Consider the following 26,826-nt stretch of genomic DNA (forward strand, 5'->3'; position numbering starts at 1 on the left):
ATTTAGTAAGTCGTTAAATATTGATCAATTTCCCAGCTGTGTACCTGTTTTCTATAGACAGACCACTCGATTTTCTTTGCTTCGACTAAGTGATTAAAAATATGTTCTCCCAGAGCTTCTTTCATAAATTCGCTTTCCTGAAAATACTTAAGAGCTTCCTCCATTGAACCTGGTAAACTGCTAATCCCTCTGGATTTTCTTTCTTTATAACTCATCTCATAAATATTATCAGTAGTCTGTTCTCCTGGATCAATTTTATTTCTTATCCCATCAAGTCCGGCTCTGAGCATTACAGCAGTTGCCAGATAGGGATTTGCTGCTGGATCAGGATTTCTCAATTCTAATCTAGTTCCATTACCTCTTGCTGAAGGTACTCTAACTAAAGCACTGCGGTTTTGAGTTGACCAGGAGATATATACTGGTGCCTCATAACCAGGAACCAATCTTTTATAAGAGTTAATAGTAGGATTTAAAATAGCTGTAGTCTCTTTAGCATGTTTTAGTAATCCACCTATGTAATAATATGCGATTTCACTTAATCCGTATTCATCTTCTGGATCATAAAAAGCATTTTTTCCATCTTTATATAATGACTGGTGAACATGCATCCCGGAACCACTCTCTCCATAAATTGGTTTGGGCATAAAAGTAGCATGTAAATTATGCTGCATTGCTATATATTTCGTTACAAATTTAAATGTTGCTATATTATCTGCAGTTCTTAAAGCAGGTGTATATTTAAAGTCAATCTCATGCTGACCTGGAGCTACCTCATGGTGTGCAGCTTCAACTTCAAAGCCCATTTTTTTAAGAGCCAGTACAGTATCACGCCGGGCTTCTCCACCTAAATCAACCGGGGAAAGATCAAAATATCCACCTTTATCATGAGTTTTAGTTGTTGGATTACCATCTTTATCTTTTTCAAATAAGAAAAATTCCGGCTCAGGTCCGGCAAACATCTCATATCCCATTTCTTCTGCTTCAGCCATTGCTCTTTTTAATGTACCGCGAGGACAGCCAACAAATGGTTCTCCATCAGGCAGGTAAATATCACACATCATTCTGGCTGTACAGCCACCACTGGCTCCCCAGGGAAAAATTGCAAATGTATCGTAGTCTGGTTTCAAATACATGTCGGATTCGTGGATACGTGTATAACCCTCAATAGATGAACCATCAAACATTATCTTCCCATCAAGTGCCTCAGGCAGCTGTTCAATTGTAATTGCCACATTTTTAATAATCCCCAAAATATCAACAAACTGCAGCCGAATAAATTCCACATTCTTTTGTTCAGCAATCTTTAAAATCTTCTCTCTACTAAATTTTTCCACTTATTCTTCCTCCTCCTGAGAGTGTTTTCTATTACTCCGGGAAAGTTTTTTTATCAATTCTGAACGATTGGAAACAGGATAAAGCGAATCTAAATCAACATCTGAATAATCATCAAAATGATCATCAAAGTCTGCTGCAGCCTCAAAATCTTGATTAACTTCCGGTGCCTTTAATTTTGAACGTACAGTTTCTATACTATTACCGGCTGCCAGAAGATCTTTAATTTTGACAAGTCTCTTAATATCATTTCCCGAAAAAAGACGCTGATTACCGCTGCTGCGGGCAGGAAAGATTAGATCCTGCTGATCATAATATCGGATCTGCCTGGAACTTAATCCTGTTTTTTCCTTTGCTTCCTTCATTGTGATATTTTTTTCCCTTTTCATAGCTATCACTACTCCCATAGTCCTAATAATTATTGCAGAAAGTATAACATGAATCCAAATCCATGTCAATCTCATGTTAGCTTTAATTTTATCTTTTTATCCTTTTTAATAACTATCAATTGTTTTAACCGCTGTAACAAAATCATTTTTTCGGGGCCAGCCAGCAGCAACCTTTTCTGCCTTCTCTCTGCTGTCATAAACTGAGAATACTGTTGGCCCACTGCCGGAGATCCTTGTAAATTCAGCCTCACTATTTTTAAATATATCTTTAATTTCAACAATCTCAGGACAGATATTTTCGGAAGCTCTTTTTAAATCATTTTTATAATCCAGACTCCAGTCTATCTCTTCCTCACTCCTTAAATTATCCAGGATTAAATCAAAATTGAATTTTTGATAACCCTGTAATTCATCATATAATTTATACACTGCTGGAGTAGAAATTTTAAAAGCTGGAGTTACTACAACCAGATATTTTTCACCTATAAAGGGGAGCGGTTCTAAAATTTCACCTTTACCAGAGGCATAAACTGTACCTCCTTTGAGACAGTAAGGTACATCTGAACCAATTGCTTTCAGATCCTGGTGTAGTTTCATGAAATCCGCCTCCAGTTCAAAAAGCTGATAAAGCCCCTTCATCACTGCAGCAGCATCTGTACTTCCACCAGCCATCCCTGCAGCAATTGGAATATTTTTTTCGATATAAATTTCAACTCCCTGATTAAGCTCAGGATTCTGTTCAAAGAAAATTTCTGCTGCCTGATAGGCCAGGTTCTCTTCTCCTGTAGGTAGTTCAGTGTGTGATGTTTTGAGAACAATTCCTCCACTTTTTTTCTTTAACTTTATTCGATCTGCCAGACTAATACTCTGCATAATCATCTGCAGTTCATGGAAACCATCTTCCCTCAACCCTTTAATATGTAGGGCTAGATTTATTTTTGCCGGTGCTTTTAAATATAATTCTCGCATAATTATCCCCCAGATAAATTTTAATAAATAAATTTACTAATGCTCTTTAAATAGTTCAATGTTTGTGATAACATTATTTAAAGCTATTTGACCATTGGTCAGTTTTTGATTGTTTAATAGAAAAGAAAGGAGTTGTAAATAAAATGAAAACTAATAAAATGATTAAAGCAGCTTTAATGGCAGCTCTTACGGCAGTGGGAGCCTATATAATCATTCCAATTGGCCCTGTGCCAATAACTCTGCAAACATTCTTTGTCCTGCTTTCCGGTAGACTTCTCGGAAAAAAATATGGAGTTTTAGCTCAGACTACATACCTTTTACTTGGAGCTTTTGGACTGCCAATTTTTTCTGGAGGTCGGGGTGGACTGGGTGTCATTGCCGGACCAACAGGTGGCTTTTTAATAAGCTTCGTTATTGCTGCCTGGATTGCTGCTCATTACAGCGGCAATAATAAAAAGGATTTCTTTATCCTGGCAGCTGCTGTCACAAGTAATTATGTCATCGGAAGCATTTATTTCACTTTTGTAACAGGAACCGGACTGATTGCGGCTCTTAATATGACAGTAATCCCCTTTACCCCGGGAGATTTATTAAAAATAATTCTAATTTTAATTCTAGCTCCAATAATTGAAAACAGACTTAAGTTTAACTAGAAATTAGTTAAAAAATTACTAGAATTTAAAAGAAATGCCACCTGTTTAAATTCAGGTGGTTTTGTTTTGCAATAAAGTCCAGACTTAAACTGTTTATTCCAGCTTTATCTAAAAGGAAGATTATTAAAATTAAAAATTCTCATCCGAATCTGAGGCATAAAATAAAAGGGCTGCTGATTTACCAGCATATAAATGAGATATAAGAACAATCCAATCACTACTAACGGTACTATAAACCAGAATCGGCTTTTTTGAAGTAAAATATGAAATCCAAAAACAATCAGCAAAAGGGGCCAGTAGCTGCGGAGAAAAAATATCAGATTAAAATTATATTCACCCAGCGAGTCCCCCAAAAATATTATTCCTGCAAAAATTAAAATTATTGCAATTAAACTGCGATCTCTATTATCTGTCATTATTATCACCTTTAAGCATTAATACTCCTGCTGCGATTAAAATTAAAGGCCAGTACTTTTCCCAGTATAGATCCGGGATCCAGATGTCAATTAAGAAAATTGAACCAACTAAAATCATGATCACCGCAAATAATTTACGCCGACTATTAGCACTGCTTTCTGAACTATGATCCTGATACTGCTGATAATATTCTTTTTCACTTCCTTTTTTCGCAGTTGACTCATGTTTTTTATTTTCTTCTTGCTCACTATCTGTATTATTTGTCTGCTGACTATTTTTATAATCATCCCGATTTTCATCTTCAATATAGTAATCATCGGGCATTCTATACTCATTTTTAACAGGCTCCTCAGACATTACCAGCCAGGCAATAATATAAGCAATTAAACCTATCCCCTGGAATAAAAATACCAACAAAACTCCCAGCCTAATTAGAGAAGAATCAACATTAAAATAATCTGCCAGTCCACCACAAACTCCAGCAATCATTCTATCATCTCTAGAACGATATAATTTTTTGGACATAATTAATCTCCCTTTCTTTATTTAAATTAATTTTAAATTCAATTTCAGGCTTCAAGATTGAAGATTCATTTCTGTTTATAGTATCGCAGATTTCTGCTCTCTTGTCAAAGAAAAAAGTCGGGTTCAGCACCCGACTTTAAGTAAGTTCTATAAAATTAAATCATTTTTAATATTAATTAACTTTCGGGTTTAATCAATTTAGTTAATCAATTTAACCTGCCAGTTCTGCAGAAAACTGTTCATTATACAGCTGAGCATATTCTCCACCATTTTTAATCAATTCTTCGTGCTTACCACGTTCAACTATGCCGTTTTCAGTTAAAACAATTATCTGATCAGCATTGATTACTGTTGACAGTCGATGAGCAATAACTAAGGTGGTTCTTCCTTCAGCTAATTTCTCCAGTGATTCCTGAATAATTTTTTCGCTGCGGTTATCAAGAGATGAGGTGGCTTCATCAAGAATTAGAATTGGAGGATTTTTCAGAAATGAACGAGCAATAGAAATCCTCTGTTTTTGCCCTCCAGATAATTTAACTCCTCTTTCTCCAATATCGGTATTATAACCCTGGCTTAAATTCAGAATAAAATCATGAGCATTTGCTTTTTCAGCAGCTTCAATTATTTCTGCTTCAGCAGCATCGGCCATCCCATAGGCAATATTTTCTCTAACTGTACCATTAAATAGAAATACATCCTGCTGGACTATTCCAATATTGCGGCGCAGTGACTCAAGTGTTATATCTCTAATGTCAAGATTATCAATAGATAGTCTGCCATTATCAATTTCATAGAATCTGGGCAGCAGTTTAGTCAGAGTTGATTTTCCGGCTCCTGAAGGTCCTACAAAAGCCACAGTTTTACCGGGCTCAATTTCTATATCAATATTAGTTAATACTTTGCCGTGATTATCATAACCAAAGGTAACATCTTCATATTTAATTAATCCTTCAACATTCTTTAATTCCCGGGCTCCGGCTCGGTCAACTATTTCGGGATCAACCTCCAGCAATTCCTTAAATCGGCTAAAACCTGACATTCCCCGCTGCAGCTGTTCATTAAAGTTAACCAGACGCCGAATGGGATTCATAAACATATCTACATAAAATAAGAAAGCTACCATCTGGCCTGCAGTTAAAGAACCATTATAAATAAAATATCCACCTGCTGCCAGAGTACTCAGACGAATTAAGTTAATAAAAAGATTCATTCCCGAATGGAACTGAGCCATATTTTTCATTGCCCATTCGCGAGAGCGTCGATAATTATGATTTCCCTCACAGAACTTTTCATTTTCGTAATCCTCATTAGTAAAAGACTTAACCACTCTAATCCCACTTAAGCTGTCTTCTACTATTGTGTTTACCTCAGCCATTTTTTCCCGGATCACTTTAAAGGCATGATACATTTTTTCGCCTAATTTTTTGGAGAAAAAGAACATAATGGGAATTAAAGCAAAGGTAACTAAAGCTAACTGCCAGTGCATATTGATTAAAATAGTAAATGAACCAACTAATAACATGGCTGAAATCAAAACATCTTCCGGACCATGGTGAGCAAGTTCAGAAATGTTATTTAAATCATTAACTACTCTGGACATTAAATACCCAACTTTATTATTATCAAAAAACTTAAAAGATAATTTCTGGAGATGGGTAAATAAATCTGAGCGCATATCTGTTTCCATCCTGATTCCCACAACATGTCCCCAGTAATGGACTATATATTGGAAAATAAACCGTAATAAATAAATAACTAATAAAATGACTGAAATTCTGATCATCATATTTAAATTTCTGGCCGGAAAATATTGATCTATTAGCTGCTGGATAAACATTGGATAGATCAAATCTAACCCAGACATTAAGACAGCACAGCTTAGTTCGGCTGTGAATAGTTTCCAGTGATTTTTATAATAATTTAAAAACATTTTTAGCATGATTTTTCATTATCCCCCTTTTTTATTTACTAATTAGAAATTTTATCACAGCCCCAGAATTATTGCAACGAAAATTTATTCAGTTAAAAAAAAGATACACCCTTAAAAGAGTGTATCTTTAAAACTGCTTATTAAAAGCTATTTAAATAATATTATAGAATCTTATTTAAATTATTCCAGCTCTGTCCATTCCCCTGTCTTCATATAAACAGTCCGCTCACAAATATTGGTTGAATGGTCACCAATTCTTTCTAAAAAACGACTGATAAACATCAGCGAAGTCCCCTGCTCAATTGTTGCACAGTCATTTTCCATAACATTTAATAATTCAGAATTAATCTGTTTATCAAGTTGATTAACTTTTTTATCTCTAGCTGCAACCTCTTTTGCCTTCTCAATATCCATATTGACAAAAGCTTCCAGACTTTCTCTTAACTGCTGGACAACAATGTCTTTCATTCCTGGTAGATCCTGCATCTCCTTAATCAAAGGCTGATCTCCAATATCCTTAACTCTGTGAGCAATATTAGATGCATTATCTCCAATTCTTTCTAAATCAGTAACCAGTTTAGAAATCACAATTATTTTCCTAAGATCAATTGCTACCGGCTGCTGTAGGGCAATTAAACGGGTACAGTTTTCTTCTATATCAAGTTCATAATCATCTATTATATCGTCATCCCTTATCACCTGGTCAGCCAGCTTAACATCTTTTTTCATTAAAGCTTCAATACTTTTGCTGATACTTTCTCCAACTATACTACCCATTTTTAACATTTCTTTCTCCAAATTTTTCAATTCATCATGAAAACTCTTACGAGATTCCTCCATAATTAATCCCCCTCAAACTATAATTTTCTTTTAAGGTATTTAATTTCATAAACTATAGATTATACATTAAGTATAACATCAATTTATAGTTTTACCAATAAGATACTAAGTTAAGCTAAATCAATAATTATAATTAACTATTAACCAAAACGTCCTGTAATATAATCTTCCGTACGCTGATCATCAGGGTTTTCAAATATTTTATCAGTTCTATCATATTCAACCAGATCCCCCATTAAAAAGAATCCAGTATTATCAGAAACTCTTGCTGCCTGCTGCATACTGTGAGTTACAATAACAATTGTATAATTATTTTTCAATTCATCTATTAGATCTTCAATTTTAGCTGTTGCAACTGGATCAAGAGCAGAAGCTGGTTCATCCATTAATAAAACTTCTGGCTTAACTGCCAGGGCTCTAGCAATACAGAGTCTCTGCTGCTGACCTCCGGATAGGCCTAAAGCTGAATCATCAAGTCGATCTTTTACCTCATCATATAAGGCAGCCCCTTTTAGACTTCCAATTACGATTTCTTCTAAAGTTTCATTATCCTTAAGACCATGAATTCGAGGTCCATAAGCTACATTATCAAATACCGACTTGGGAAAAGGATTCGGCTGTTGAAAAACCATTCCTATTCGTTTTCTTAATTCTACAACATCTACATCTTGATCATAAATATTTTTTCCATCAAAAAGCACATTTCCATCTACCCTGCTACCCTCAATTAAATCATTCATTCTATTTAAAGTTCTTAAAAATGTTGATTTACCACAACCTGAAGGGCCAATAAGAGCAGTAACTTTATTTGATTCTAAAGGTATATTGACGTCTTTTAAAGCTTGAAAATCGTCATAATAAAAGTCTAGATTTTTTACTTCCATTTTCAATTCATTCATAAAATCATTCCTTTCAGTTTAATTGGCGTTTTTATTACTATATTTAATTCGCATAAAAATAGCAATTAAATTTATTAATAATACAAGAACCAGCAGTACTACTGCTGTACCATAAGCAATTGGAACCTGTTTTTGCGGTGAAGTACCCGTAGCAACTAAAGCATAAATATTATATGGTAAAGCCATTACTTCTGAAAAAACCGATTTGGGTAACCGCATTGAAAAAAAAGTAGCCGCTGTAAAAATTATTGGGGCTGTTTCTCCTGCTACTCGGCCAACTCCCAGGATACATCCCGTTAAAATTCCAGGTATTGAAGCAGGTAGAACTACATGTTTGATAGTCTGCCACTTTGTTGCACCAAGAGCTAGCGAAGAACTTCTGTATTCATCAGGAACTGACATTAATGCTTCTTCTGATGCTCTAATAATTGTTGGCAAAATAACAATTGCTAAAGTAAGGGATCCTGATAAAATTGAGACTCCAAAATTAAGATACTTTACAAATATTGATAAACCAAAAAGCCCAAAAACAACTGAAGGAACACCAGATAAGTTACTCACACCTATTCTAATAATTCTTATTAATTTACCCTTTTGGGCATATTCAGTCATATAAATAGCTGCAAAGACTCCAAGTGGAGTTGCCACCAGAATCGCTCCTGTGACCAGATAAAAGGATCCTAAAATAGCAGGCAAAATTCCCCCTTCAGTCATTCCGTTCATAGGCATAGAGATCAAAAATTCCCAGCTAATTACTCCTACACCTCTTTTAAAGATGAAGAATATAATAATACCAAGAATTGCTATAGAAGAGAGCATCATTAATCCTAAAAACCAAAAAATTAATTTTTCTGTTGCTTTTCTTTTAGTAAATTTATTTTCCATTATTCTCCACTCACCTTTTCCTTAAATCTCTGCTGGGCAATATCTGCAAAGATATTAAAAACCAAAGTAATTAAAAACAGTATAATTGCAATTCCAAATAAAGCTTGATAATGTTCACTGCCAACTGGAGCTTCTCCCATTTCAGCAGCAATTGTAGCTGTCATTGGTCTTACCGGTTTTAAAATATTACTTGGAAAAAGCGAAGCACCTCCAGCTACCATTAAAACTGTCATAGTTTCTCCGATTGCTCTTCCCATTCCCAATATTATTGCAGTTACAATACCGGAAGATGCTGTTGGCAGAATCACTCTAATCATTGTTTCCAATCTGTTTGCCCCCAGAGCCAGAGAGGCATCTCTAAAACTTTTAGGAACAGCAGTTATTGCATCTTCAGACAGACTGACTATTGTCGGCAGAGACATTATACCTAACATTATCATTGCAGTCAGAGCTGTTAAACCTGTAGGCAGACCAAAAACTCCTCTTAAAAATGGACTTAAAATCTTCATTCCGAAAAGTCCATAGATAACAGAAGGCACACCAGCCAGCATCTCTATTGTTGGCTTAACTATATTTTTATATTTTTTTGGTAAGATATAAGAAATATGAACTGCAGATGCAACTCCAAATGGCACTGCAATAACCATGGCTCCTATAGTTACAACAATAGAAGCAGAAAGTAAATTAAAAATACCATATCCAGGTGGGTCATAGGTTGGGTACCAGTCACTGCTGAAAAGAAATTCAGAAATCCCTACCTTAGTAAAAATTGGAGCTCCCTCTCTAAATAAAACAATTATAATTCCTGTTAAGAAAAGTATTGATGAAAAAGCAAAAAGCATGAGTATATTTTTAATTATTTTCTCTTTAGTTGTCCAATTTAACATAAATTTCACCTCTCAAATGTAGAAAAATTTTATAAATAAACATTGAGAAAAAGGGAGAGGCCTCTCCCCTTTTCCAATTGATACTAGTATATATGTTGTTTATCTATTTAACTGTTTAGTGTTACTTTTAAATTAATTATTAGTGAAGAGGTACAAAACCTTGATCTTTAACTAACCCTTGACCTTCAGCACTTAAGACGAAGTTAATAAATCTTCCAGTTAAACCTTCTGGCCAGCCATCAGTAAACATGAATAATGGGCGGGCAATTGGGAATTCTCCACTGGCAACAGTTGCATTAGAAGGCAGAACTCCATTAACCTCAACAGCTTTTACTGAATCTGATAAGTATCCAAGTCCTACATAACCAATTGCTCCTTCAGTATCAGAAACAACACCAGCAACTGCACCATTAGATGCTTGTAATAGAGCACCTTGAGTCAGTCTTTCATCACCAAGTGTAATATCATTAAACACTTCAAAAGTACCAGAACTTGAGTCCCTGGAAACAACAACTATTTCCATATCAGCTCCACCAAATTCTGACCAGTTAGTAGCCTGACCACTATAAATCATTTTAATATCTTCTAAACTCAAGCCTTCAACTGAGTTAGCAGGATTGACTATAACAGCAATTCCATCCATTGCTACTCTGTGAGGTACAGGATAGTTTCCATTTTCTATTGCAGCCTCAACCTCAGATTGTTTAATAAATCTAGAAGCATCTGCAATATCAACTGCGCCATCAATTAAAGCAGCGATACCATTACCTGATCCACCACCACGAACAGAAATGTTTACATCAGAATTTTGCTCCATATAAACTTCAGCAGCTTTCTGAGCAATTGGGAGTACTGTAGAAGAACCCTGGATTGTAAGTTCTTCCTGAGCCATTACACTAAAAGTCATAACAGCCACCATCAAAAGAGCCAACACAACAATAAAAGAATTAATTTTACGCATTAATTTTTTCCTCCTTAAGGAATTTTTAATTTTCTCTTTAACTTAACTCTAATAATAATTTACCATCTGAATGTTACGGCAGTATTTCCCTAATGTTAACAAAATGTAAACAAATAAAAAAACCGCCCCGAAAGGCGGTTTGAAAAATTTTATCTTACTTTTATTATTATTTATGCTATTAATTCTTTAATCTCATCTACTGTTGCAACTCTACCTTTAATTTTAACCTCTCCATCAATTCCAATTGCAGGTGTACTCATGATTCCAGCCATAGCAATTTTTTTCATATCTTCTACTTTAACGATTTCTGCTTCAACTCCTGTTTCTGCCACTGCTTTTTTAGCATTTTCAGCCAGCTTCACACAGTTTTTACATCCTGATCCATAAATAGTAATTTTCATAATTAACACTCCTCAGATTTTAATTTGTAATTTTATTCTTTTTAACCAGGTACAAATCAATTGATTTGTACCTGGTACTAAACTATATTACATTATAAAGTTAAACATATAACCAACACCAATAATTGAAACTCCAACAACTGTTACAAAAACTGTAATTAGCTTTGGCTTTATAACTTTACGTAAAATAATCATTGCTGGTAAAGATAAAGCTGTAGTAGCCATCATAAAACTCAAGGCAGTTCCTAAAGCAACTCCTTTTCCCATCAAAGCTTCCACTATCGGAATTGTTCCCACAGCATTAGAGTAAAGTGGAATTCCAACAATAACTGCTGCAATTACAGATAAAGGGTTATCTGCTCCCGCATATTCAGCCAGCAGTTCGGCAGGTGCATAACCGTGGATTGCTGCTCCAATTCCAATACCAATTATTACATATTTCCAGACACGGCTCACAATTTCTTTAACTTCTGCCTTGGCGAAATCAATTCTATCACTCCAGTCTAACTCTTCAACTTCACTTTCACCGGAGCTGATCTGATAAACATATTCTTCAACCTGTTTTTCCATACCAAGTGTTTCAATGACAATTCCACCAACTATTCCAACTAAAATACCGCTGACCAGATAGAGCGTTCCAATTTTCCAGCCAAAGATTGTATAAAGCATCACCAGGGCCACCTCATTAACTATTGGTGAAGTAATTAAAAAGGAAAACGTGATTCCCAGTGGAATTCCTGACTCCACAAAACCAATAAAAATTGGCACTGAAGAACAGGAACAGAATGGTGTCACAACTCCCAGAAGTGAGGCCATAACATGGCCTGTTATTTTTCTATAATTACTTAAAAGTTTTTTTGTTTTTTCTGGTGGAAAATAGCTCCTCACAATTGAAATAAAAAAGATCATTATTGAAAGTAAGAAAATAATCTTAGTTGTATCATAGAAAAAGAAGTGAACTGACTCTCCCAGCCTGGTTCCGGCTTGAAGGCCAAACAAACTATAAGCCACTAAATCTGCAAATCTCTCAAATATTATAAACACTAACAGCAACCTCCCTGAGAACCTGTTTTAATTACTGCAGCTGTATCTAAAGTATCAATTTCATTTTTAAGTTCTGCCAAGTTTAAATCAATTAGTGAACTAGCCTTTAAAGAAATAAGTTTTGCCAGATAACTATCATAAACACTTCTATCTATAGAGTAATAAATCCACTTACCGCTTTTTTCTTCATCTAATAGCTCAAGCTCTTTAAAATAACTCAGATGCTGAGATACACTGGACTGAGATTTATCAAGTAATTTCTGCAGCTGACAGACACAGTACTGGCCATCTAAGAGCAGTTTTAATATTTTAAGACGATTTTCATCAGCTATGCATTTTAAAAAATTAAGTAATTCTTCCATAAGCACTCCCTCGTTTTCATATTAATATTAACTAATATGATTGTATAGTATTATATTTTTTATGTCAAATTAATTTTTAAACTTATATTAATATCAAAGAGCAAAGTTAGATTAAAACTACTATAGCAGCATCTATTTCTGATGACAAATAATATAATAGATATATTCAGCATAAAAAAACACCTGCTCACATTAGTAAAAGCAGGTGTCAATTAGTACTTATTTATTTTTACAGGGAACCAGCAGTACAGGGAGCGGAGATCTCAGAGCAACCTGTTCAGCAGTACTACCTACTAAGATGCCTTCCATAAATCCAGAACCTCTAGTAGACATTATAATTAAACCTGCATCTTTTTGAACAAACAGTTATTTGCAATTTGTCCCATCAGTAAATAAATTATTGATTACTAGTTATTTTCTACTTGCGGAAAATAATGACGGGTTTTATTTGCAATTTTAACTAGCGCCAGCATTACAGGAACCTCAACCAGCACTCCAACTACTGTAGCCAGTGCTGCTCCAGAACCAATTCCAAAAATTGAAATTGCAGCGGCAACTGCCAGTTCAAAGAAGTTGCTGGCTCCAATCATTCCAGCCGGTGCAGCTACTGAATGATCTATTTTCCATAACTTACCCCAGCCATAAGCAATAGTGAAAATGAAAAAGGTCTGAATAGTTAAAGGAATTGCAATCAATAATATGTGTAGAGGATTATTGATAATTACATCTCCCTGGAACGAGAATAAGATTATTAAAGTTAATAATAAACCAATTACCGTAAAATTACTTAGTTTAGATAAAAATACATTCTCAAACCATTCAAGCCCCTTATTTTTAATTAAGTATTTTCGAGAAATATAACCGGCCAGAAGTGGTACAACTATATATAAAATAACAGATAATAAAATTGTATTCCAGGGAACTGTCATATCACTTAAGCCCAGCAGGAACATTACCAGAGGTGCATAGGCAAAAACTAAAACCAGATCATTAACTGCAACCTGAATTAAGGTATAAGCGGGATCACCATCTGTTAGATAACTCCAGACAAATACCATCGCAGTACAGGGAGCTGAACCAAGCAAAATCATTCCAGCAACATACTGGACACCTAAATCTGCTGGAATAAAATTTTGAAAAAAGACGCGAATAAATAACCAGCCAAAGAAATACATACTGAAAGGTTTAATTAACCAGTTAGATACCAGAGTAACTGTCAAACCTTTGGGCTTTTTACCAGCCTCCAGAATACTGCTAAAATCAATCTGAACCATCATTGGGTAAATCATAAACCAGATCAATATTGCCACCGGAATTGAAACCTGAGCGTATTCCCAGCGGCTTAAAGTATCCGGAAATGCCGGCCACAAACGACCAATTGCAACCCCAGCAGCTATACAGATTGCAACCCAGACCGTTAAATATTTTTCAAAAATACCTAAGCCTTTATCGACTGCTTCCTGAACATTTTCTTCTTTTTTATTCATTATAGAATCCTCCAATTTTATTTTTATATGTTTATATTCGATTTCACTCATATTATAAGCTTAAAAAAAAATTTTGTCAAGCCTGGAAATCAATTAGTTTACTCTATTCTATAACAATTCTTTTAAAAATACCAAAGCCCTTCTTAAATACCATAGTTTTATTCTCCAATTTTTGATCATTAACTTTTTCCAAAATATAGACACTAATATCTTTATAATTTTCTTTTCTAAAATAAGAGGTCTCATCTTTAGGTTTTCCTATTTCCACTCGAGGTGGCATATCTACAGCCTGCTGACCAGCGAATTCTGATAGCTTATTTTATATTTTAAAGCATTGATTAATAAAAATTTAGCAATTAGCTTACAAATAATAATTATTTCGACAGTTAATTTACTTGACAAAGGAATCTTTTTTTAATAATATATAAATAGATTTAAATATATTAATTTAAGGATTGATTAATAATGGTCGATAATAAAAAAATCGTAAAACTGTTAAAGGCAATTGCTGATGAAAACAGACTCCAAATAATTAACCTTTTAAGCTGTGAAAGCTTATGCAGCTGTCATTTTGTCAATATTTTAGAAATCAGTCAGCCTAATGTTTCCCACCATTTAAAAATTTTAAAAGAAGCTAGGCTAATTAAAGCTTCAAAAAGGGGACGCTGGATAGATTACAGCTTAAACGAAGAAAATATTGCTTTAATTAAAAACGAGCTGAATAATATTCTAACAAACTATGAAGAAGACTGTCAGTGTACAAAAATTAATTGTGATTAACTTAAAGGAGCTGAGCAAATGAAAAAAGATGTGGTAATTATTGGAGCAAGTGATGTCGGGATTAGCGCTGCTCTCAGAATTAGAGAACTTGATCCAAGTCTTAAACCACTGGTGATTGCTGATAATAATTTTCCCAATTTTAGTATCTGTGGAATCCCTTTTTTTATTGGGGGGGAAGTTGTTGAATCTTCTAATCTTGCTCACCGTAAAAAAAAGGATCTTAAAAATGCTGGAATGGAACTGCTATTGGAAACCAGGGTGGAAAAAATCATCCCTGAAAAGAAAAAAATAATTGCTGTTAATGCTGAAGGCAGACAGGAAATATATTATGAAAAGCTGGTTCTGGGCACTGGTGGAGTCAATATTGAACCGCCAATTAGTGGTCTGGAGCTGCCAGAAGTATTTTTTATGCGCTGGATGGATGATGCCCTTGCTTGTGATAATTTCATCAAAAAAAATCAGCCTCAAAAAGCAGCTGTAATTGGCGGCGGTTATGTAGGGCTTGAAATGGCAGATGCCTTAAGTAAACGCGGCCTGAAAGTGACAGTAATTGAATTTATGGACAGTATTTTAACTACTGTAAATCTTAAATTTAGAAAGTTAATTAAAGAAAAGCTGGAAGCAGAAGGAATTGAAGTTATTTTAAATACTGAAGTGAAAAATATAGAAAAAACTGATTCGGGCCTTAAGATCAGCGGCAGTAATAATTTAAATCTTAAAGTAGATACAGCAATTGTCTCAGTTGGAACAATGCCCAACTCTTTTCTGGCAGAGGATACAGAGCTGGCAACAAATGAGCGGGGAGCCTTTAAAGTTAATCAAAAAATGGAGACAAATCTTAAAGATATTTATGCTGGTGGTGACTGTGCAGAAACTCTGGACTTTTTAACAGGAGACTACAGATATTATGCACTGGGTACAGTAGCCCATAAACATGGGCGTATCATCGGCAGCAATATCTGTGGTCAAACAAGTTATTTTGATGGTTCTATTGGAACTCAGTCAATTAAACTTTTTGATCAGGTAATAAGCAGAACCGGTCTTAATGAAAAAGAAGCAATAGCAGCTGGCTTTGATCCTATCAGCACAGAAATTACAACTGATGATCACAAAGCCTACTATCCTCCTTCTTATAAAACTTATATCAAAGTCATTGCCGATCAAAATACCCAGCGGATTATCGGAGCTCAAATTTTAGGCAGTTACTATGCTGAAATATCAAAGCGAATTGATATTTTTGCAGCTTCCATTTATAATCAAATGACTATCGAAAAATTCAGTCAGCTTGATTTAAGCTACACTCCGCCTTTAAGCAGTCCCTGGGATCCTGTTCAGAAAGCTGTACAGCAGCTTGAACTTGAATTTTAATATACTATTATAATAATACTGAAAGCCTTAAAAATAAAAAAGTGATTAAGAAAATGCTAAGGGTTTATGAGTAAATCAGAATAAAGTTTATATTATTTCAACAAACTGATATACTAAGTGATGAGAATTATTAAATAATTATTAAATTAAAATCTTAAAAGAGTCCCTACCTCAAAATAATAAGTGGTAGGAGCTCTTTCTGCTTCAGATTGTATTTTTTTCACCTGTACTAGGTACAAAAAGCCCTTTTTTTACCTGGTATCTATGATATATCACACATACTTTTATTCAGCAGCCTTTAAATAGAAGTAAAATTCACTGCCTTCACCTTCTCTACTCTTAACCTGGATTTCACTACCGTGCTGTTTAACAATATTGCGTACAATTGAGAGTCCGATACCCGTACCGCCAAGAACTCGACTACGCGCCTTATCTACTCTGTAAAATCTTTCAAAAATTCTTTCCTGATCAGCCTTTGGGATTCCTATACCATTATCTTTAACGAAAAAATAGACTTTATCTCCCTCTTTTTCTACTTTAACCTCAATCTTTCCCCCGGCTGGAGTATATTTAATTGCATTATCAATTAAATTTATTAATACCTGTTTAATCTGTTCCCTGACCATATAAACAGGTGATAAATTATCAGGTATTTGAACTGTAAAATCAATTTTCTTGTTTTCAGCATTTTTCTCCAGCAAGTTCACCACTTTGGTTAATACTTCTTCAAAGTTTTCTACCTTTAAATCAAAACTCTGTGACTCAATCTTTGATAAATTAAAGAGGTCTTTAATTAAAATTGAAAGTCGATCAGTCTCTTCTTTAATTATCCTTAAAAATCTATCTCTAGTCTCCTGATCTTCAATATCACTTTCTAAAAGTGTGTCAAGATAACCCACCATCGAAGTAAGGGGAGTTCTCAATTCGTGAGAAACATTGGCCACAAAATCATTGCGAACTGTCTCCAATTTTCTCAGCTCTGTAATATCAGTTAAAACAATTACACCACCATTTATATTGTCCTGATCATCAAGCAGAGGTATAAATGTAGCCTGAATAATTTTCTGTTCTGGATTCTTATATTTAATCTCCCTGCTGATACTTTCCTTTTTATCAAATGCCCGCTGTAAATACATATCTATTCGATGGTTGAAAAGGGAACTTATAATTTCCTTTCCCTTTATTTTTTCGGCTTCAATATTAAAAATTCTGCGGGCTGCAGGATTAATTAAAGAAATTTTTCCTTCTTTATCAACTGCTATTACACCATCTACCATACTTTCCAGGATTGCTTCGATTCTATTTTTCTCCTGAGAGATCTCGGTAATCTTTTCTTCCAGCTCTTCAGCCATGTAGTTAAACATCCGGGCCAGCTTTTCAATTTCACTATTATACTTTCTAACAGGTATGCGCTGGGTTAAATCACCTTCCGAAATTTTTTCTGCAGTTTCTGTCACTGTCTCCAGGGGTTTAACTATACTATTGGTTAGCCGCCAGCCTAAAATAATTGTAATTACTGCCAGTATAACAAAGAAAAATAAATAACTCTTAATATCTTCAATTAAAACACTTCTAATAAACTCAAGTGGACGAGCAGTTCTTAAAATTCCAATCAGGTCCCCCTGCTCTCTTACTGGAACAGCATAGTAGAGCATTTCTTCGCCTATTGTGTTACTATAACGAATTGCATTACCGGAGCTGCCGCTGCGAATTGCCTGCACAACTTCAGGACGGTCACGATGATTATCCATTTCATTAATATCATAATGTGAATCTGCCAGCACCTGACCATCAGCAGCAATAATAGTAATTCTGGTTTCTGAATCATCCGACCATTCAGCTGCCTTAATTTCAAGACTCTGGCTTGAAGTTAATATTTCTTCTATTTCAATATTGTTAAGCATTAACTGAGAATAATGCTCCAGACTAATCTTTTCCTGTTCTAGATAAAATTCACGGTGATTTGAACTAAAATAATAAAAGCTTAAGCCAATTATCAAGAGTTGAATCACAATAAAAATAATAATTAAACGGTTTTTTATACCTAGCTTATTCCATTTTAACAAATTTATAACCCACCCCTCTGACTGTGACTATATAATCAGCTTTAATCTTTTTGCGGAGTCTTCTGACATGAACATCAACTGTTCGAGTGTCTCCGGCATATTCATAGCCCCATATTTTTTCTAAAAGTAAATCACGGCTTAAAACTCGTCCCTGATTAATCACCAGATAACGGAGCAGTTCAAATTCTTTTGGGGTTAAGACTATCTTTTCTTGATCATAAAGAACCTCGTGTCTGGAAATATCTAATTTCAATTTACCTGCTTCAATTATCTCATCTTTTAATTGTTCACTATCTGCTTTAAATTCTTTGAGACGTCTAAAAATCGCTTTAATTCGAGCCACCAGTTCCCTGGGACTAAATGGTTTAGTCATATAATCATCTGCTCCCATTTCCAGGCCCAGAATCCTCTCAACTTCCTCACCCTTAGCAGTCAGCATAATTATTGGGATCTGACGCAGCTCTTCACTGCTTCTCATCCGGCGGCAGATTTCCATCCCATCAATTTCTGGCAGCATTAAATCTAAAACTACCAGATCAGTTTCTTCTGAAAGTTTATCCAGAGCCTCTCGTCCATCCGCAGCAGTTTCAACCTGATAACCTGAGTTGTCCAGATTAAATTTAATTAATTCTCTAATATTTTTTTCATCTTCAACTACAAGTATTTTTTTCATTATAAATCCTCCCGGATTTCTTATTTTTAATTGTTAAATAAAGTTCTGTAAGGATTTGATTTTATCAATCAAAAGTAAGTTTTTTATTTTTATTCAGCTAAATATTTATTTTTAATTTCTTTTCTGGCTTCAGCAGTCCACTTCTTAATAAATTCAGTTTTAGCCTCAGTATAACCATCTCGGTTATGCTTATATTCTTTTTTTAATTTCTCCTTTAGTTTTCCATATTTTTCTGCAATTTCAGGATGAGCAATTAAATAGTCCCTAAAATACAATTCATCCCAATCACCTAAATAACGTAAATGAAGGTGAAAAACCCTGTCTGCGAATCCTTCTGGTGTGTATCCTTTATTAAAAACCAGGTCCAGTTCTTCGTCTTCTTGATTTCTATGCATCAAAATCCAGCCTGTATTTTTAAGCCTACTTTCCACTTTTGAAAGCTCAGAGCTTCTGTTAATTTCAAGCAAAATATCAACCGTCGGTTTTGCCAGCAGTCCTGGGACTGCAGTACTACCAATATGATTGATTCGGGCAATACTTTTAGCTGACAAAATCTCCTTCAGCCTTTCTTTTTCTTCTAAATACCAATTTTTATATTCAGGCTTATGTTCCTTTAAAATAATCGGAAAAAGCTGCCACAGCTCCTCCAGTGACATCTCAGAAAGTGATTTGCTCATTGAAAACCTCCTTAAACCATCATTAAAACAATTAATTAAACTTAAGATACCTACTCATATTTCAAGTATCCCCAAAGAAAAGGATTTACTTAAATTGAGACTTTAGTCGGAATAGCCTTGATTAGATTTTATTGTTTTATCATTAAAACAATTCGTTAAACTAAGATACATGCACAAACTCCAAGTATTCTTCAGAGAAAAGATTTATCTGATTTAGTACTTCAGACGGAATAGCTTTGATTATAATTTATTTGGAAATAGACTGCCTATTGTCTGACCAAAGTGAGTTAAGGCAGTCCCAAATAAATTATATATGAAAAGCGTTAATGGAGTCTGTGGCTAAATCAGATAATCCTTATCTCCATTATAGCAAAAAGAGCCTCCTATAAAAAGGAGGCTCCACCCAAATAAAGCTATTTAAATGTTAAATCTTTGTAAACTTATACTACATCCACTTCCTGAACATCTCTACCTGTACCATCATCTTCATAAATTTCAATTACACTATAAGCAATATCAGCCATTTGATCACTGATATGTTCGAGATCATCAAGAAGTTCTAAAAGTATTATACCTGAATTTGGATCATTGATACTTTTATCGGAACTTTTAATTCTGCTGATACTTTCTTTTCTAAACTGAATCTGCATCTGGTCTAATTTTTCTTCTGCTTCTAAAATCTCAGCAGCAATTTCTAAATTATCAGTCTTAATTAACTCTATAGTTTTATCTAATACATTACAGACAATAGAATATACTTCCTGAATAGTGGACTGAGCATCACTTGAAAATTTAAGTTTGTTTTCAAGACGATTTTCAATTAATTCTGCAATATCATCAGCATCATCAGCAATGCTTTCAATATCATCAACAACTGCAAAATATTTATCTAAAGTTCTAATATCTACATCATTTAATTGACCCTGTGGTATTTTCTGAATAAAGTGAAGTAATTCTTCTTCCATTTCATTAACTATATCTTCGTGTCTCCTTATTTTTTTAACTACATCTCCGTCTTTGTTCAAAAATCCCTCTACAGACTCACAAACCATATCCCGGGAAATTCCTCCCATTGCTACAATCTCCTTTTTAACCTGATCAATTGCAACATAAGGAGTGCTTAACATTCTCTCATCAATAAAAGTAGTTCCTCTTTTTAAAGTCAAGTCTTCTCCTGGCAGCATTTTTTTAACTAAATAAACCATAAAACCTGTAAATGGCAGCCAGAGCATAGTATTTAAAATATTAAAAAAGGTATGTGTATTGGCCAGCAATCTCTCTTCGGAAGGATTAATCTGACCAAAAAAGCCGCTAATATCTAAAATAAAATTCTCAATAAATCCAGCAAAATCAGGAACTATATATAAAAACGCTATCATAATACTGGCACCCAGTACATTGAATAAAAAGTGGGCGGCAGCTGCTCTCTTAGCAGTTAAGTTGGCTCCAATAGCAGATAAAATTGCAGTAACAGTTGTACCAATGTTACTACCTAAAAGAATTGGGATGGCAGCTTCGTAATGAATCGCTCCTGCTGTAACAAGACCTAATAAAATACCAAATGAAGCAGAACTACTCTGAACAGCAACTGTGACAACAATACCAGTTAATACACCTAAAATAGGATACTGGGCAAAACTTTCCATCCAGTTGACAAAAACAACTGAATCTTCTAAAGGAGCCATTGTATCTCCCATTGTTTCCAGCCCTAAAAATAATAAACCGAAACCAAGTAAAACCTGTCCAATATATTGAAACTTTTTGCTTTTAGAAAATAGATATGTAAAAGAACCAATTGCAATTGCATGAAGAGCATAATCACCAAGCTTAAATGCAATTAACTGAGCAGTTACTGTAGTACCAATATTGGCACCCATAATAACTCCAACCGACTGGAACAGAGTCATCAACCCTGCATTAACAAAACCTACAACCATAACTGTTGTAGCACTACTACTCTGGATAATTGCAGTAATTATTGTTCCAACTCCAACACCCATAATTGGTTTTGAGGTCATAGCAGCTAAAAAATGACGCAGTCTTTTACCGGCGGTTTTCTGTAAACCCTCACTCATCTGCTTCATACCATAAATAAAGATACCCAGACCACCAAGTAAACTTATAGCCATATCAAATCCCAAGCCTATCTCCCCTTTCATATTATTAGATTATCCTGTTATTATCTTATTTTGTTATAATAATCAAATCATATTTTTTTAATAAAAAATAGCAGGAAAAAAAGCAGCCGCCCCGGGCTGCTCTATTAAATTTATTTACTCTATCTAAAATCAAACTCCTATCTTAACCTCATCATCTTTAGATTTAACGACAACATTATCTGTTAATAAATCAGAATAAGAATAAGACAGCCGCCTAATTTGGTTGTGATCTTTAATCCTCACTATAAAAACATTCTCATGCGTTTTTTCTAAAACACCTTCTTTTTCCACAGCTTTTCGCCTACCCCGATTAGCCTTAACACTGACTCGGTGGCCAACAAAAGATTTTACTTCCTCTTTTATTTTATCCAGAACATTTTCTTCCATCAGATTCACCTCATTTTAAAAAACAATTCAAAAGTAATTATATCATAAGATGTCTGCTTTAGCAAAAATCCGGATAACAAGATTTTTAAGTTAAAAAAATATTTTATCTACCAAAATGGATTATTTATCTGTCTCATTTAGCTTATCATTTTCAAAAGCAAATTTATATGGAGATTGATCAGCAAACTTACTTACATTTTTAGCCCCACGGTTTGTTGCCAGTAAAGTACCAGGACCTCCAACACAGCCACCTTCACAGGCCATTCCCTCAATCAAGTGACCCTCAAGCACACCAGCTTTTGCCTTCATTAAAGTTTTTTTGCAATCTGCTAGCCCATCTGCTTTAGTAATTGGAGGATCAATCTCATATTTTTCTTTTAAATTCTGCCTGATAGCTTCTGCTACCCCACCGGCATTGGCATAAGCACGACCATAATAGGAAGCATCATTGATTTCTTCTTCAGCATCAACTTTAGTCAGCTCAATATCTGCTGCTACAAATATTGCTGCCAGTTCTTCAAAAGTAATTACAAAATCCACCTCATCTTTAACTTTTTTACTTAAAGCTTCCAGTTTTTTAGAAACACAGGGACCAATAAAGACAACTTTACTGTCCTGATTATTTTCTTTTACAGACTGGGCTGCAAAAATCATTGGGGAACTGGACTCTGAAATATTTTCTCTAACCTCAGGTACATGTTTATCTGCAATATAAGTCCAGGACGGACAGCAGGAAGTTCCAAGATAAGGCTGCTCTTCCGGAACATCTTCGGCAAATAATTCAGCCTCATGCAGAGAAGCAAAGTCTGCTCCCAGGCTGACCTCTCGCACTTCTTTCATTCCTAGTTTTTTTAAGGCAGCTACAATTTTTTCCGCAGAAACCAGAGGTCCAAACTGACCCACAAAAGAAGGTGCAATAATTGCCCGCACATCTTCTCCCCTATTAATTGATTTTAAGAGCTGATAGATCATAGACTTATCGGCAATAGCTCCAAAAGGACAGGCGATAATACACTGTCCGCAGCTGACACATTTATTTTGATTAATTCTGGCTCGGTTATAGTCATCACTTTCTATAGCACCAACACCACAGGCAGCTGCACAGGGTCGCTCATAATTAACAATCGCCTCATAGGGACATGCTTCTTTACATTTACCACAATTAATACACTTTTCCTGATCAATTACAGCCGCATGCTCTTCAATACTAACTGCATCTACCGGACAGACAATACTGCAGGGATGCGCTAGACATTTACGGCAGTTATTGGTGACAAAATGAGCATTAGTCGGGCATTTTTCACAGGCAAAGCGAATGACATTGACCAGCGGTTCTTTTAACTGATTATCATTATTTAAGAAATCTCTGATTCCTTCTGAAAGCAATTTATGTTCCTGGTTTATTTCATAATCCATACCCAGTCCCATCCGGACTCGAGCAGCAACTATTGCTCTTTCTTTAAAAATACTTGAGCGATATGTAGCTTCTTCGGTGTCAATAATCCGATAAGGAATTTTATCAAATTCTTCACACTTTGCATCTTTGAGAGCAAGACCGGCCAGCTCAGCAAAGACCATCCGTCGGATTTTTACTATATCAGTATAAATACCCTTTAGTTTGCTCATTTTATCCTCTCCATTACTTTACTGATTACAATCTGATTCTGAGCTGAAGTAATAAGTTCATCATCAACTTTAACAACTGGAGCTTTTTTGATATCCTCACACTTATCCAGACATTCAACTCTTTCAATCTGAATCTGGTCGGGATATTCTTTCTGCAGTTCTTCTAAAGTCTCTAAAATATTTAAGGCTCCTACAAGTGAGCAGTGACTGCCTGCACAAATCTTTACTTTAACCATTTTTCTGCCTCCTCTCAAAAATTCATTAAACCATAACTTTTATTTATAAACTTCTACTTAATTAGATTCTGCTTTGTTTCTCATTTTATAAATTCTATTGCTGATAGAAATCATCTCAGAAATTGATAGCTTTTCTCCTCTTTTTTTCAGTCCAATTCCCTCATCCTCCAGAGCCTGAGTTACAAGATCCCGATCAAGATTAATTACCGCAGATTTGCTCAAACTGTTGCGCAGAGTTTTGCGGCGCTGCTGAAAAATAGATTTAACAATCTGGAAAAAGAACTTTTTACTTATTACCTTTTCCTGATAAATATTTTCTTCATATGGTGATAAACTAACAATCACTGAATCAACATCGGGCTGTGGAATAAATACTGAAGCTGGTACTTGATGAACAATCTCCGGCTGCATGTGATACTGAACTGCCACACTTAAAGAACCAAATTTTTTGGTTTCCGGGCCAGCACAGATTCTTTCTCCAACTTCCTTTTGCACCATAAAAACCATCTGTTCCAGCTCAAGTTCACTTTCTAAAACTCCCATAATAATGGGAGTTGTCACATAATAGGGGAGATTTGCAATCAGCTTTATCTTCCTATTCTCAGTATTATGTTCAGTCACCATTTCTTCCCAGTTTGTTTTTAACGCATCCTGATTGAGAAGAGAAAGTCTTTCTTCTCCCGCAAAAATATCCTCTAGAACTCCTACCATGGCAGCATCTTTTTCTACTGCCAGCATTTTACCACTGTCCAGTTTTTCTAAAAGTGACTGAGTTAAAGAACCTATTCCAGGTCCAATTTCAATTAAAAATTCATCACCTTTAATATCTGCTGCTGCGGTAATAATGTCAATGATATTTGAGTCAACTAAAAAGTTCTGACCCAGACTCTTTTTTAAGTTTAAATTGTGCTGGCGGAGAATCTTTTTCGTTTCCGAAGGTGTTGCAATTTTATTTTCCATATTAATTTTAAATCATCCTTAATTTATTATTTGTTATAATTTTATCATATTTGCTTAAATCAGGCAAAAATTAAGTTCTAAGAAAAAGAACCATCTTAAACTTTAAAAAACTACTTAGTACTATGCTTCAATCACTTTTGCGGCCAGACGATGAGTTAATAAATCAGCTGCCAGTTCCTCTTTGTCATTTTGTCCCATTTTAACCCTCTTTAAAAATTCGGCAATCATATCTACAAAACCGCGATCATATCCCATTTTATTCCAGCCTGCAGTCTGAGAAAATTTTTCTCCATTAGCTGTGTAATCAACTATCTGAGTAATATTTTTAATTTTTTTCTTTACTTTCAGCCCCATTACTTCAAGTGTTTCTTCAGTAATTGCATTATCACGGTTCATAATTCCAACTGCTGTATTTTCTCCATTTTTGAGAGTTACAAGCACCTGAATAAGTTTGTTTTTCCGCTTAATTTTGTTAACTTCAATTTGATCGAGATTAACTTCTCCCATTAAATAAGAAATAGTGTCTATTACATGAATAAAGTCATCTAGAATAAAACTGCGGGGCTCTCCAGGCTGATGAGTTCTATTTTTTTCCATAATAATTGTTTGAGGTTTTTCAATTTCCAGAAGCGAACGATAAGTTGGAACATAGCGGCGGTTAAAACCAGTCATTAAAACCACATTATTTTCTTTGGCCAGTCGGATTAACTCTTCCGTCTGTTTTAAATGATAGCTAATTGGTTTATCAACAAAAGTAGGAATTTCATTTTGCAGCAGTTTTTTTACTAAAGAATAATGGGCCTCTGTAGCAGCATGAACAAATGCCGCATCTAAATCTTCTTTTAAAAGCTCTTCTAAGGAAGTAAAAAGTTTATCAACTCTATACTTTTTGCCAAGCTGCTGAAGTGTACTTTCAGTTCTGGTACAGAAATATGGTTCCACCTCTTCCAGCTGAGTAATTAATGGTAGATAGGCTTTTTGTGCAATATCACCCAGTCCAATAATTCCAATTTTCATTTTAGCTGCCTCCCGGTTTAATTTTATTTGAATTTAATTTTAAGCTAAAAATTATAGATTCTTTCGGCATTCTCAGTTGTAATTTTACCCATTTCCTCAGCTCTAATCCCTTTAACTTCTGCCGCTTTTTTTACAATATGCTCTAAATAAGCTGGTTCATTTCTTTTCCCTCTATTAGGAGCTGGAGTCAGATAAGGAGCATCAGTTTCCAGCAGAATTCTATTTAAAGGCATTTTTTTTAAGGCATCTCTGATTGGCTGAGCGTTTTTAAAAGTAATTAAACCGCCAAAAGCTACATAATAATCTCTTTTTATTATTTCCTCAATCTCTTCTGGCCCATAAGCATAACAGTGAAAAATTAAATTTTCCGCAAAGTCAGCTGTCTGATCTATAATTTTTAATGTTTCAGCTATCGCCTCTCGTGAATGAACAACAACCGGCAGTTTAAGCTCCAGCGCTAAATCAAGCTGTTTTTTAAAAGCTTCTTTTTGAGTTTGCCGGGGTGAGTTATCATAATAAAAATCAAGTCCACATTCACCAATTGCCTTGACTCGAGAAGAAGCAGCTAATTTTATTATTTCAGCCAGACTCTTTTGATTAACTGAGTCTGCCTCATGAGGATGAATCCCTACTGCGGCATAAATATCATCGTACTTTTCAGCCAGTTCAACAGCCCTCCTACTTCCTTCCAGATCTGCACCAATGTTAACTATTTTTTCCACTCCGATTTCACGAGCTCTCTTAAAAACTTCTTCTCTATCTCTATTGTAATCATCAAAATCAAGATGAGCATGGGTATCTATTAAACGCAATTTTTTTCCTCCTAGTTGTTTTTTAAGTTCTAATGATATTTGCTTCTTTAAGAAAAATATTTATAATTAACCATCTTTATTATA

General features: G+C 34.8%; 30 protein-coding genes. 3 read left to right on the forward strand and 27 right to left on the reverse strand.

The genetic code is table 11. From position 1 onward, the window contains the following. Window positions 1–2 precede the first annotated feature (2 nt). The 3 genes from glnA to ispE form a co-directional block, all read right to left on the reverse strand. Entirely contained in the window at window positions 3–1,334 is a 1,332-nt protein-coding gene (gene glnA / locus C7958_RS11825) for a type I glutamate--ammonia ligase (RefSeq protein ID WP_111572882.1), read from the reverse strand. Beyond that, window positions 1,335–1,721: a MerR family transcriptional regulator gene (locus tag C7958_RS11830; RefSeq protein WP_111572883.1), complete on the reverse strand. Its 387-nt coding sequence runs from the start codon at window positions 1,719–1,721 to the stop codon at window positions 1,335–1,337. Between the two features lie 105 nt (window positions 1,722–1,826). Further along, complete coding sequence (ispE, locus tag C7958_RS11835; RefSeq protein WP_111572884.1) at window positions 1,827–2,690, reverse strand: 4-(cytidine 5'-diphospho)-2-C-methyl-D-erythritol kinase; 864 nt, start codon at window positions 2,688–2,690, stop codon at window positions 1,827–1,829. 143 nt (window positions 2,691–2,833) lie between these two features. On the opposite strand from ispE, the gene C7958_RS11840 reads away from it, so the two are divergent. Then, window positions 2,834–3,343, forward strand: coding sequence for a biotin transporter BioY (locus C7958_RS11840; protein WP_111572885.1), 510 nt, complete (start codon window positions 2,834–2,836; stop codon window positions 3,341–3,343). A gap of 104 nt (window positions 3,344–3,447) precedes the next feature. On the opposite strand, the gene C7958_RS11845 is transcribed toward C7958_RS11840, so the two are convergent. The 14 genes from C7958_RS11845 to C7958_RS15680 form a co-directional block, all read right to left on the reverse strand. Then, the gene (locus C7958_RS11845; protein ID WP_111572886.1) at window positions 3,448–3,759 is read right to left on the reverse strand and encodes a LiaF transmembrane domain-containing protein; all 312 of its coding nucleotides are present in this window, start codon (window positions 3,757–3,759) and stop codon (window positions 3,448–3,450) included. Beyond that, window positions 3,749–4,285, reverse strand: coding sequence for a PspC domain-containing protein (locus C7958_RS11850; RefSeq protein WP_111572887.1), 537 nt, complete (start codon window positions 4,283–4,285; stop codon window positions 3,749–3,751). The genes C7958_RS11845 and C7958_RS11850 overlap by 11 nt, the downstream gene beginning before the upstream one ends. Window positions 4,286–4,496: 211 nt before the next feature. Continuing rightward, the gene (locus C7958_RS11855) at window positions 4,497–6,224 is read right to left on the reverse strand and encodes an ABC transporter ATP-binding protein (protein WP_111572888.1); all 1,728 of its coding nucleotides are present in this window, start codon (window positions 6,222–6,224) and stop codon (window positions 4,497–4,499) included. A 171-nt stretch (window positions 6,225–6,395) separates the two neighbouring features. Continuing rightward, entirely contained in the window at window positions 6,396–7,055 is a 660-nt protein-coding gene (gene phoU / locus C7958_RS11860; protein ID WP_111572889.1) for a phosphate signaling complex protein PhoU, read from the reverse strand. A gap of 140 nt (window positions 7,056–7,195) precedes the next feature. Then, complete coding sequence (gene pstB, locus C7958_RS11865) at window positions 7,196–7,954, reverse strand: phosphate ABC transporter ATP-binding protein PstB (RefSeq protein ID WP_111572890.1); 759 nt, start codon at window positions 7,952–7,954, stop codon at window positions 7,196–7,198. Window positions 7,955–7,972: 18 nt separating this feature from the next. Further along, entirely contained in the window at window positions 7,973–8,839 is an 867-nt protein-coding gene (pstA, locus tag C7958_RS11870) for a phosphate ABC transporter permease PstA (protein WP_111572891.1), read from the reverse strand. Then, window positions 8,839–9,726, reverse strand: a complete 888-nt coding sequence (gene pstC / locus C7958_RS11875) for a phosphate ABC transporter permease subunit PstC (protein WP_111572892.1) — start codon at window positions 9,724–9,726, stop codon at window positions 8,839–8,841. Before pstC ends, pstA begins: the two co-directional genes overlap by 1 nt. Window positions 9,727–9,865: 139 nt before the next feature. Beyond that, the gene (locus tag C7958_RS11880; RefSeq protein ID WP_111572893.1) at window positions 9,866–10,687 is read right to left on the reverse strand and encodes a phosphate ABC transporter substrate-binding protein; all 822 of its coding nucleotides are present in this window, start codon (window positions 10,685–10,687) and stop codon (window positions 9,866–9,868) included. 170 nt (window positions 10,688–10,857) lie between these two features. Next, window positions 10,858–11,088 (reverse strand): thioredoxin family protein, encoded by a 231-nt coding sequence (locus C7958_RS11885; RefSeq protein ID WP_111572894.1) that lies wholly within the window; start codon window positions 11,086–11,088, stop codon window positions 10,858–10,860. A gap of 87 nt (window positions 11,089–11,175) precedes the next feature. Next, a complete protein-coding gene (locus tag C7958_RS11890; RefSeq protein ID WP_111572895.1) occupies window positions 11,176–12,132 on the reverse strand; it encodes a permease in 957 nt (318 codons plus the stop codon). Beyond that, window positions 12,132–12,494 carry an ArsR/SmtB family transcription factor gene (locus tag C7958_RS11895; protein WP_111572896.1) on the reverse strand — a complete coding sequence of 121 codons (363 nt, stop codon included), beginning with the start codon at window positions 12,492–12,494 and terminating at the stop codon, window positions 12,132–12,134. The genes C7958_RS11890 and C7958_RS11895 overlap by 1 nt, the downstream gene beginning before the upstream one ends. Window positions 12,495–12,713: 219 nt before the next feature. Beyond that, a complete protein-coding gene (locus C7958_RS11900; protein WP_258394142.1) occupies window positions 12,714–12,860 on the reverse strand; it encodes a universal stress protein in 147 nt (48 codons plus the stop codon). A 41-nt stretch (window positions 12,861–12,901) separates the two neighbouring features. After that, entirely contained in the window at window positions 12,902–13,981 is a 1,080-nt protein-coding gene (arsB, locus tag C7958_RS11905; RefSeq protein WP_111572898.1) for an ACR3 family arsenite efflux transporter, read from the reverse strand. Window positions 13,982–14,084: 103 nt separating this feature from the next. Beyond that, window positions 14,085–14,261 carry a hypothetical protein gene (locus C7958_RS15680; protein WP_166668718.1) on the reverse strand — a complete coding sequence of 59 codons (177 nt, stop codon included), beginning with the start codon at window positions 14,259–14,261 and terminating at the stop codon, window positions 14,085–14,087. Between the two features lie 185 nt (window positions 14,262–14,446). Here C7958_RS15680 and C7958_RS11910 point away from each other — a divergent pair, with 185 nt between their 5' ends. Together C7958_RS11910 and C7958_RS11915 are read left to right on the forward strand one after the other, a co-directional pair. After that, the gene (locus C7958_RS11910) at window positions 14,447–14,761 is read left to right on the forward strand and encodes an ArsR/SmtB family transcription factor (RefSeq protein ID WP_111572899.1); all 315 of its coding nucleotides are present in this window, start codon (window positions 14,447–14,449) and stop codon (window positions 14,759–14,761) included. A gap of 18 nt (window positions 14,762–14,779) precedes the next feature. Continuing rightward, window positions 14,780–16,129, forward strand: coding sequence for an FAD-dependent oxidoreductase (locus tag C7958_RS11915; protein ID WP_111572900.1), 1,350 nt, complete (start codon window positions 14,780–14,782; stop codon window positions 16,127–16,129). A 284-nt stretch (window positions 16,130–16,413) separates the two neighbouring features. Here the strand turns inward: C7958_RS11915 and pnpS are convergent, their stop codons facing one another. From pnpS to C7958_RS11965, 10 genes are all read right to left on the reverse strand, one after another. Continuing rightward, window positions 16,414–18,195 carry a two-component system histidine kinase PnpS gene (gene pnpS, locus C7958_RS11920; protein WP_111572901.1) on the reverse strand — a complete coding sequence of 594 codons (1,782 nt, stop codon included), beginning with the start codon at window positions 18,193–18,195 and terminating at the stop codon, window positions 16,414–16,416. After that, a complete protein-coding gene (locus tag C7958_RS11925) occupies window positions 18,179–18,868 on the reverse strand; it encodes a response regulator (protein WP_111572902.1) in 690 nt (229 codons plus the stop codon). Before C7958_RS11925 ends, pnpS begins: the two co-directional genes overlap by 17 nt. A gap of 89 nt (window positions 18,869–18,957) precedes the next feature. Further along, window positions 18,958–19,545 (reverse strand): GrpB family protein, encoded by a 588-nt coding sequence (locus C7958_RS11930; RefSeq protein WP_111572903.1) that lies wholly within the window; start codon window positions 19,543–19,545, stop codon window positions 18,958–18,960. A 440-nt stretch (window positions 19,546–19,985) separates the two neighbouring features. Next, window positions 19,986–21,686, reverse strand: a complete 1,701-nt coding sequence (locus C7958_RS11935) for a Na/Pi cotransporter family protein (RefSeq protein ID WP_309250760.1) — start codon at window positions 21,684–21,686, stop codon at window positions 19,986–19,988. Between the two features lie 147 nt (window positions 21,687–21,833). Then, window positions 21,834–22,091 carry a Veg family protein gene (locus C7958_RS11940; protein WP_111572905.1) on the reverse strand — a complete coding sequence of 86 codons (258 nt, stop codon included), beginning with the start codon at window positions 22,089–22,091 and terminating at the stop codon, window positions 21,834–21,836. A gap of 120 nt (window positions 22,092–22,211) precedes the next feature. Next, window positions 22,212–23,717, reverse strand: coding sequence for a 4Fe-4S dicluster domain-containing protein (locus tag C7958_RS11945; protein WP_111572906.1), 1,506 nt, complete (start codon window positions 23,715–23,717; stop codon window positions 22,212–22,214). Continuing rightward, window positions 23,714–23,971, reverse strand: a complete 258-nt coding sequence (locus tag C7958_RS11950) for an NAD(P)H-dependent oxidoreductase subunit E (protein ID WP_309250761.1) — start codon at window positions 23,969–23,971, stop codon at window positions 23,714–23,716. The genes C7958_RS11945 and C7958_RS11950 overlap by 4 nt, the downstream gene beginning before the upstream one ends. Before the next feature lie 39 nt (window positions 23,972–24,010). Beyond that, window positions 24,011–24,913: a 16S rRNA (adenine(1518)-N(6)/adenine(1519)-N(6))-dimethyltransferase RsmA gene (gene rsmA / locus C7958_RS11955; RefSeq protein WP_111572908.1), complete on the reverse strand. Its 903-nt coding sequence runs from the start codon at window positions 24,911–24,913 to the stop codon at window positions 24,011–24,013. Window positions 24,914–25,033: 120 nt separating this feature from the next. Further along, complete coding sequence (locus C7958_RS11960) at window positions 25,034–25,930, reverse strand: Gfo/Idh/MocA family protein (protein WP_111572909.1); 897 nt, start codon at window positions 25,928–25,930, stop codon at window positions 25,034–25,036. A 44-nt stretch (window positions 25,931–25,974) separates the two neighbouring features. Beyond that, the gene (locus tag C7958_RS11965) at window positions 25,975–26,742 is read right to left on the reverse strand and encodes a TatD family hydrolase (protein WP_111572910.1); all 768 of its coding nucleotides are present in this window, start codon (window positions 26,740–26,742) and stop codon (window positions 25,975–25,977) included. Window positions 26,743–26,826: the final 84 nt, after the last annotated feature.

The sequence above is a fragment of the Halanaerobium saccharolyticum genome, from assembly GCF_003259895.1.
Classification (GTDB): Bacteria; Bacillota; Halanaerobiia; order Halanaerobiales; family Halanaerobiaceae; genus Halanaerobium; species Halanaerobium saccharolyticum_A.

Coding starts and splice junctions, on each gene's coding strand:
- C7958_RS11960 (WP_111572909.1), bottom strand. CDS start 25,930: ATGAAAATTGGAATTATTGGACTGGGTGATATTGCACAAAAAGCCTAT.
- C7958_RS11850 (WP_111572887.1), bottom strand. CDS start 4,285: ATGTCCAAAAAATTATATCGTTCTAGAGATGATAGAATGATTGCTGGA.
- phoU (WP_111572889.1), bottom strand. CDS start 7,055: ATGGAGGAATCTCGTAAGAGTTTTCATGATGAATTGAAAAATTTGGAG.
- arsB (WP_111572898.1), bottom strand. CDS start 13,981: ATGAATAAAAAAGAAGAAAATGTTCAGGAAGCAGTCGATAAAGGCTTA.
- C7958_RS11910 (WP_111572899.1), top strand. CDS start 14,447: ATGGTCGATAATAAAAAAATCGTAAAACTGTTAAAGGCAATTGCTGAT.
- C7958_RS11840 (WP_111572885.1), top strand. CDS start 2,834: ATGAAAACTAATAAAATGATTAAAGCAGCTTTAATGGCAGCTCTTACG.
- C7958_RS11915 (WP_111572900.1), top strand. CDS start 14,780: ATGAAAAAAGATGTGGTAATTATTGGAGCAAGTGATGTCGGGATTAGC.
- ispE (WP_111572884.1), bottom strand. CDS start 2,690: ATGCGAGAATTATATTTAAAAGCACCGGCAAAAATAAATCTAGCCCTA.
- C7958_RS11930 (WP_111572903.1), bottom strand. CDS start 19,545: ATGAGCAAATCACTTTCTGAGATGTCACTGGAGGAGCTGTGGCAGCTT.
- C7958_RS11855 (WP_111572888.1), bottom strand. CDS start 6,224: ATGCTAAAAATGTTTTTAAATTATTATAAAAATCACTGGAAACTATTC.
- C7958_RS11885 (WP_111572894.1), bottom strand. CDS start 11,088: ATGAAAATTACTATTTATGGATCAGGATGTAAAAACTGTGTGAAGCTG.
- rsmA (WP_111572908.1), bottom strand. CDS start 24,913: ATGGAAAATAAAATTGCAACACCTTCGGAAACGAAAAAGATTCTCCGC.
- C7958_RS11845 (WP_111572886.1), bottom strand. CDS start 3,759: ATGACAGATAATAGAGATCGCAGTTTAATTGCAATAATTTTAATTTTT.
- pstC (WP_111572892.1), bottom strand. CDS start 9,726: ATGTTAAATTGGACAACTAAAGAGAAAATAATTAAAAATATACTCATG.
- C7958_RS15680 (WP_166668718.1), bottom strand. CDS start 14,261: ATGCCACCTCGAGTGGAAATAGGAAAACCTAAAGATGAGACCTCTTAT.
- C7958_RS11945 (WP_111572906.1), bottom strand. CDS start 23,717: ATGAGCAAACTAAAGGGTATTTATACTGATATAGTAAAAATCCGACGG.
- C7958_RS11940 (WP_111572905.1), bottom strand. CDS start 22,091: ATGGAAGAAAATGTTCTGGATAAAATAAAAGAGGAAGTAAAATCTTTT.
- C7958_RS11925 (WP_111572902.1), bottom strand. CDS start 18,868: ATGAAAAAAATACTTGTAGTTGAAGATGAAAAAAATATTAGAGAATTA.
- C7958_RS11880 (WP_111572893.1), bottom strand. CDS start 10,687: ATGCGTAAAATTAATTCTTTTATTGTTGTGTTGGCTCTTTTGATGGTG.
- C7958_RS11895 (WP_111572896.1), bottom strand. CDS start 12,494: ATGGAAGAATTACTTAATTTTTTAAAATGCATAGCTGATGAAAATCGT.
- pstA (WP_111572891.1), bottom strand. CDS start 8,839: ATGGAAAATAAATTTACTAAAAGAAAAGCAACAGAAAAATTAATTTTT.
- pstB (WP_111572890.1), bottom strand. CDS start 7,954: ATGAATGAATTGAAAATGGAAGTAAAAAATCTAGACTTTTATTATGAC.
- C7958_RS11830 (WP_111572883.1), bottom strand. CDS start 1,721: ATGAAAAGGGAAAAAAATATCACAATGAAGGAAGCAAAGGAAAAAACA.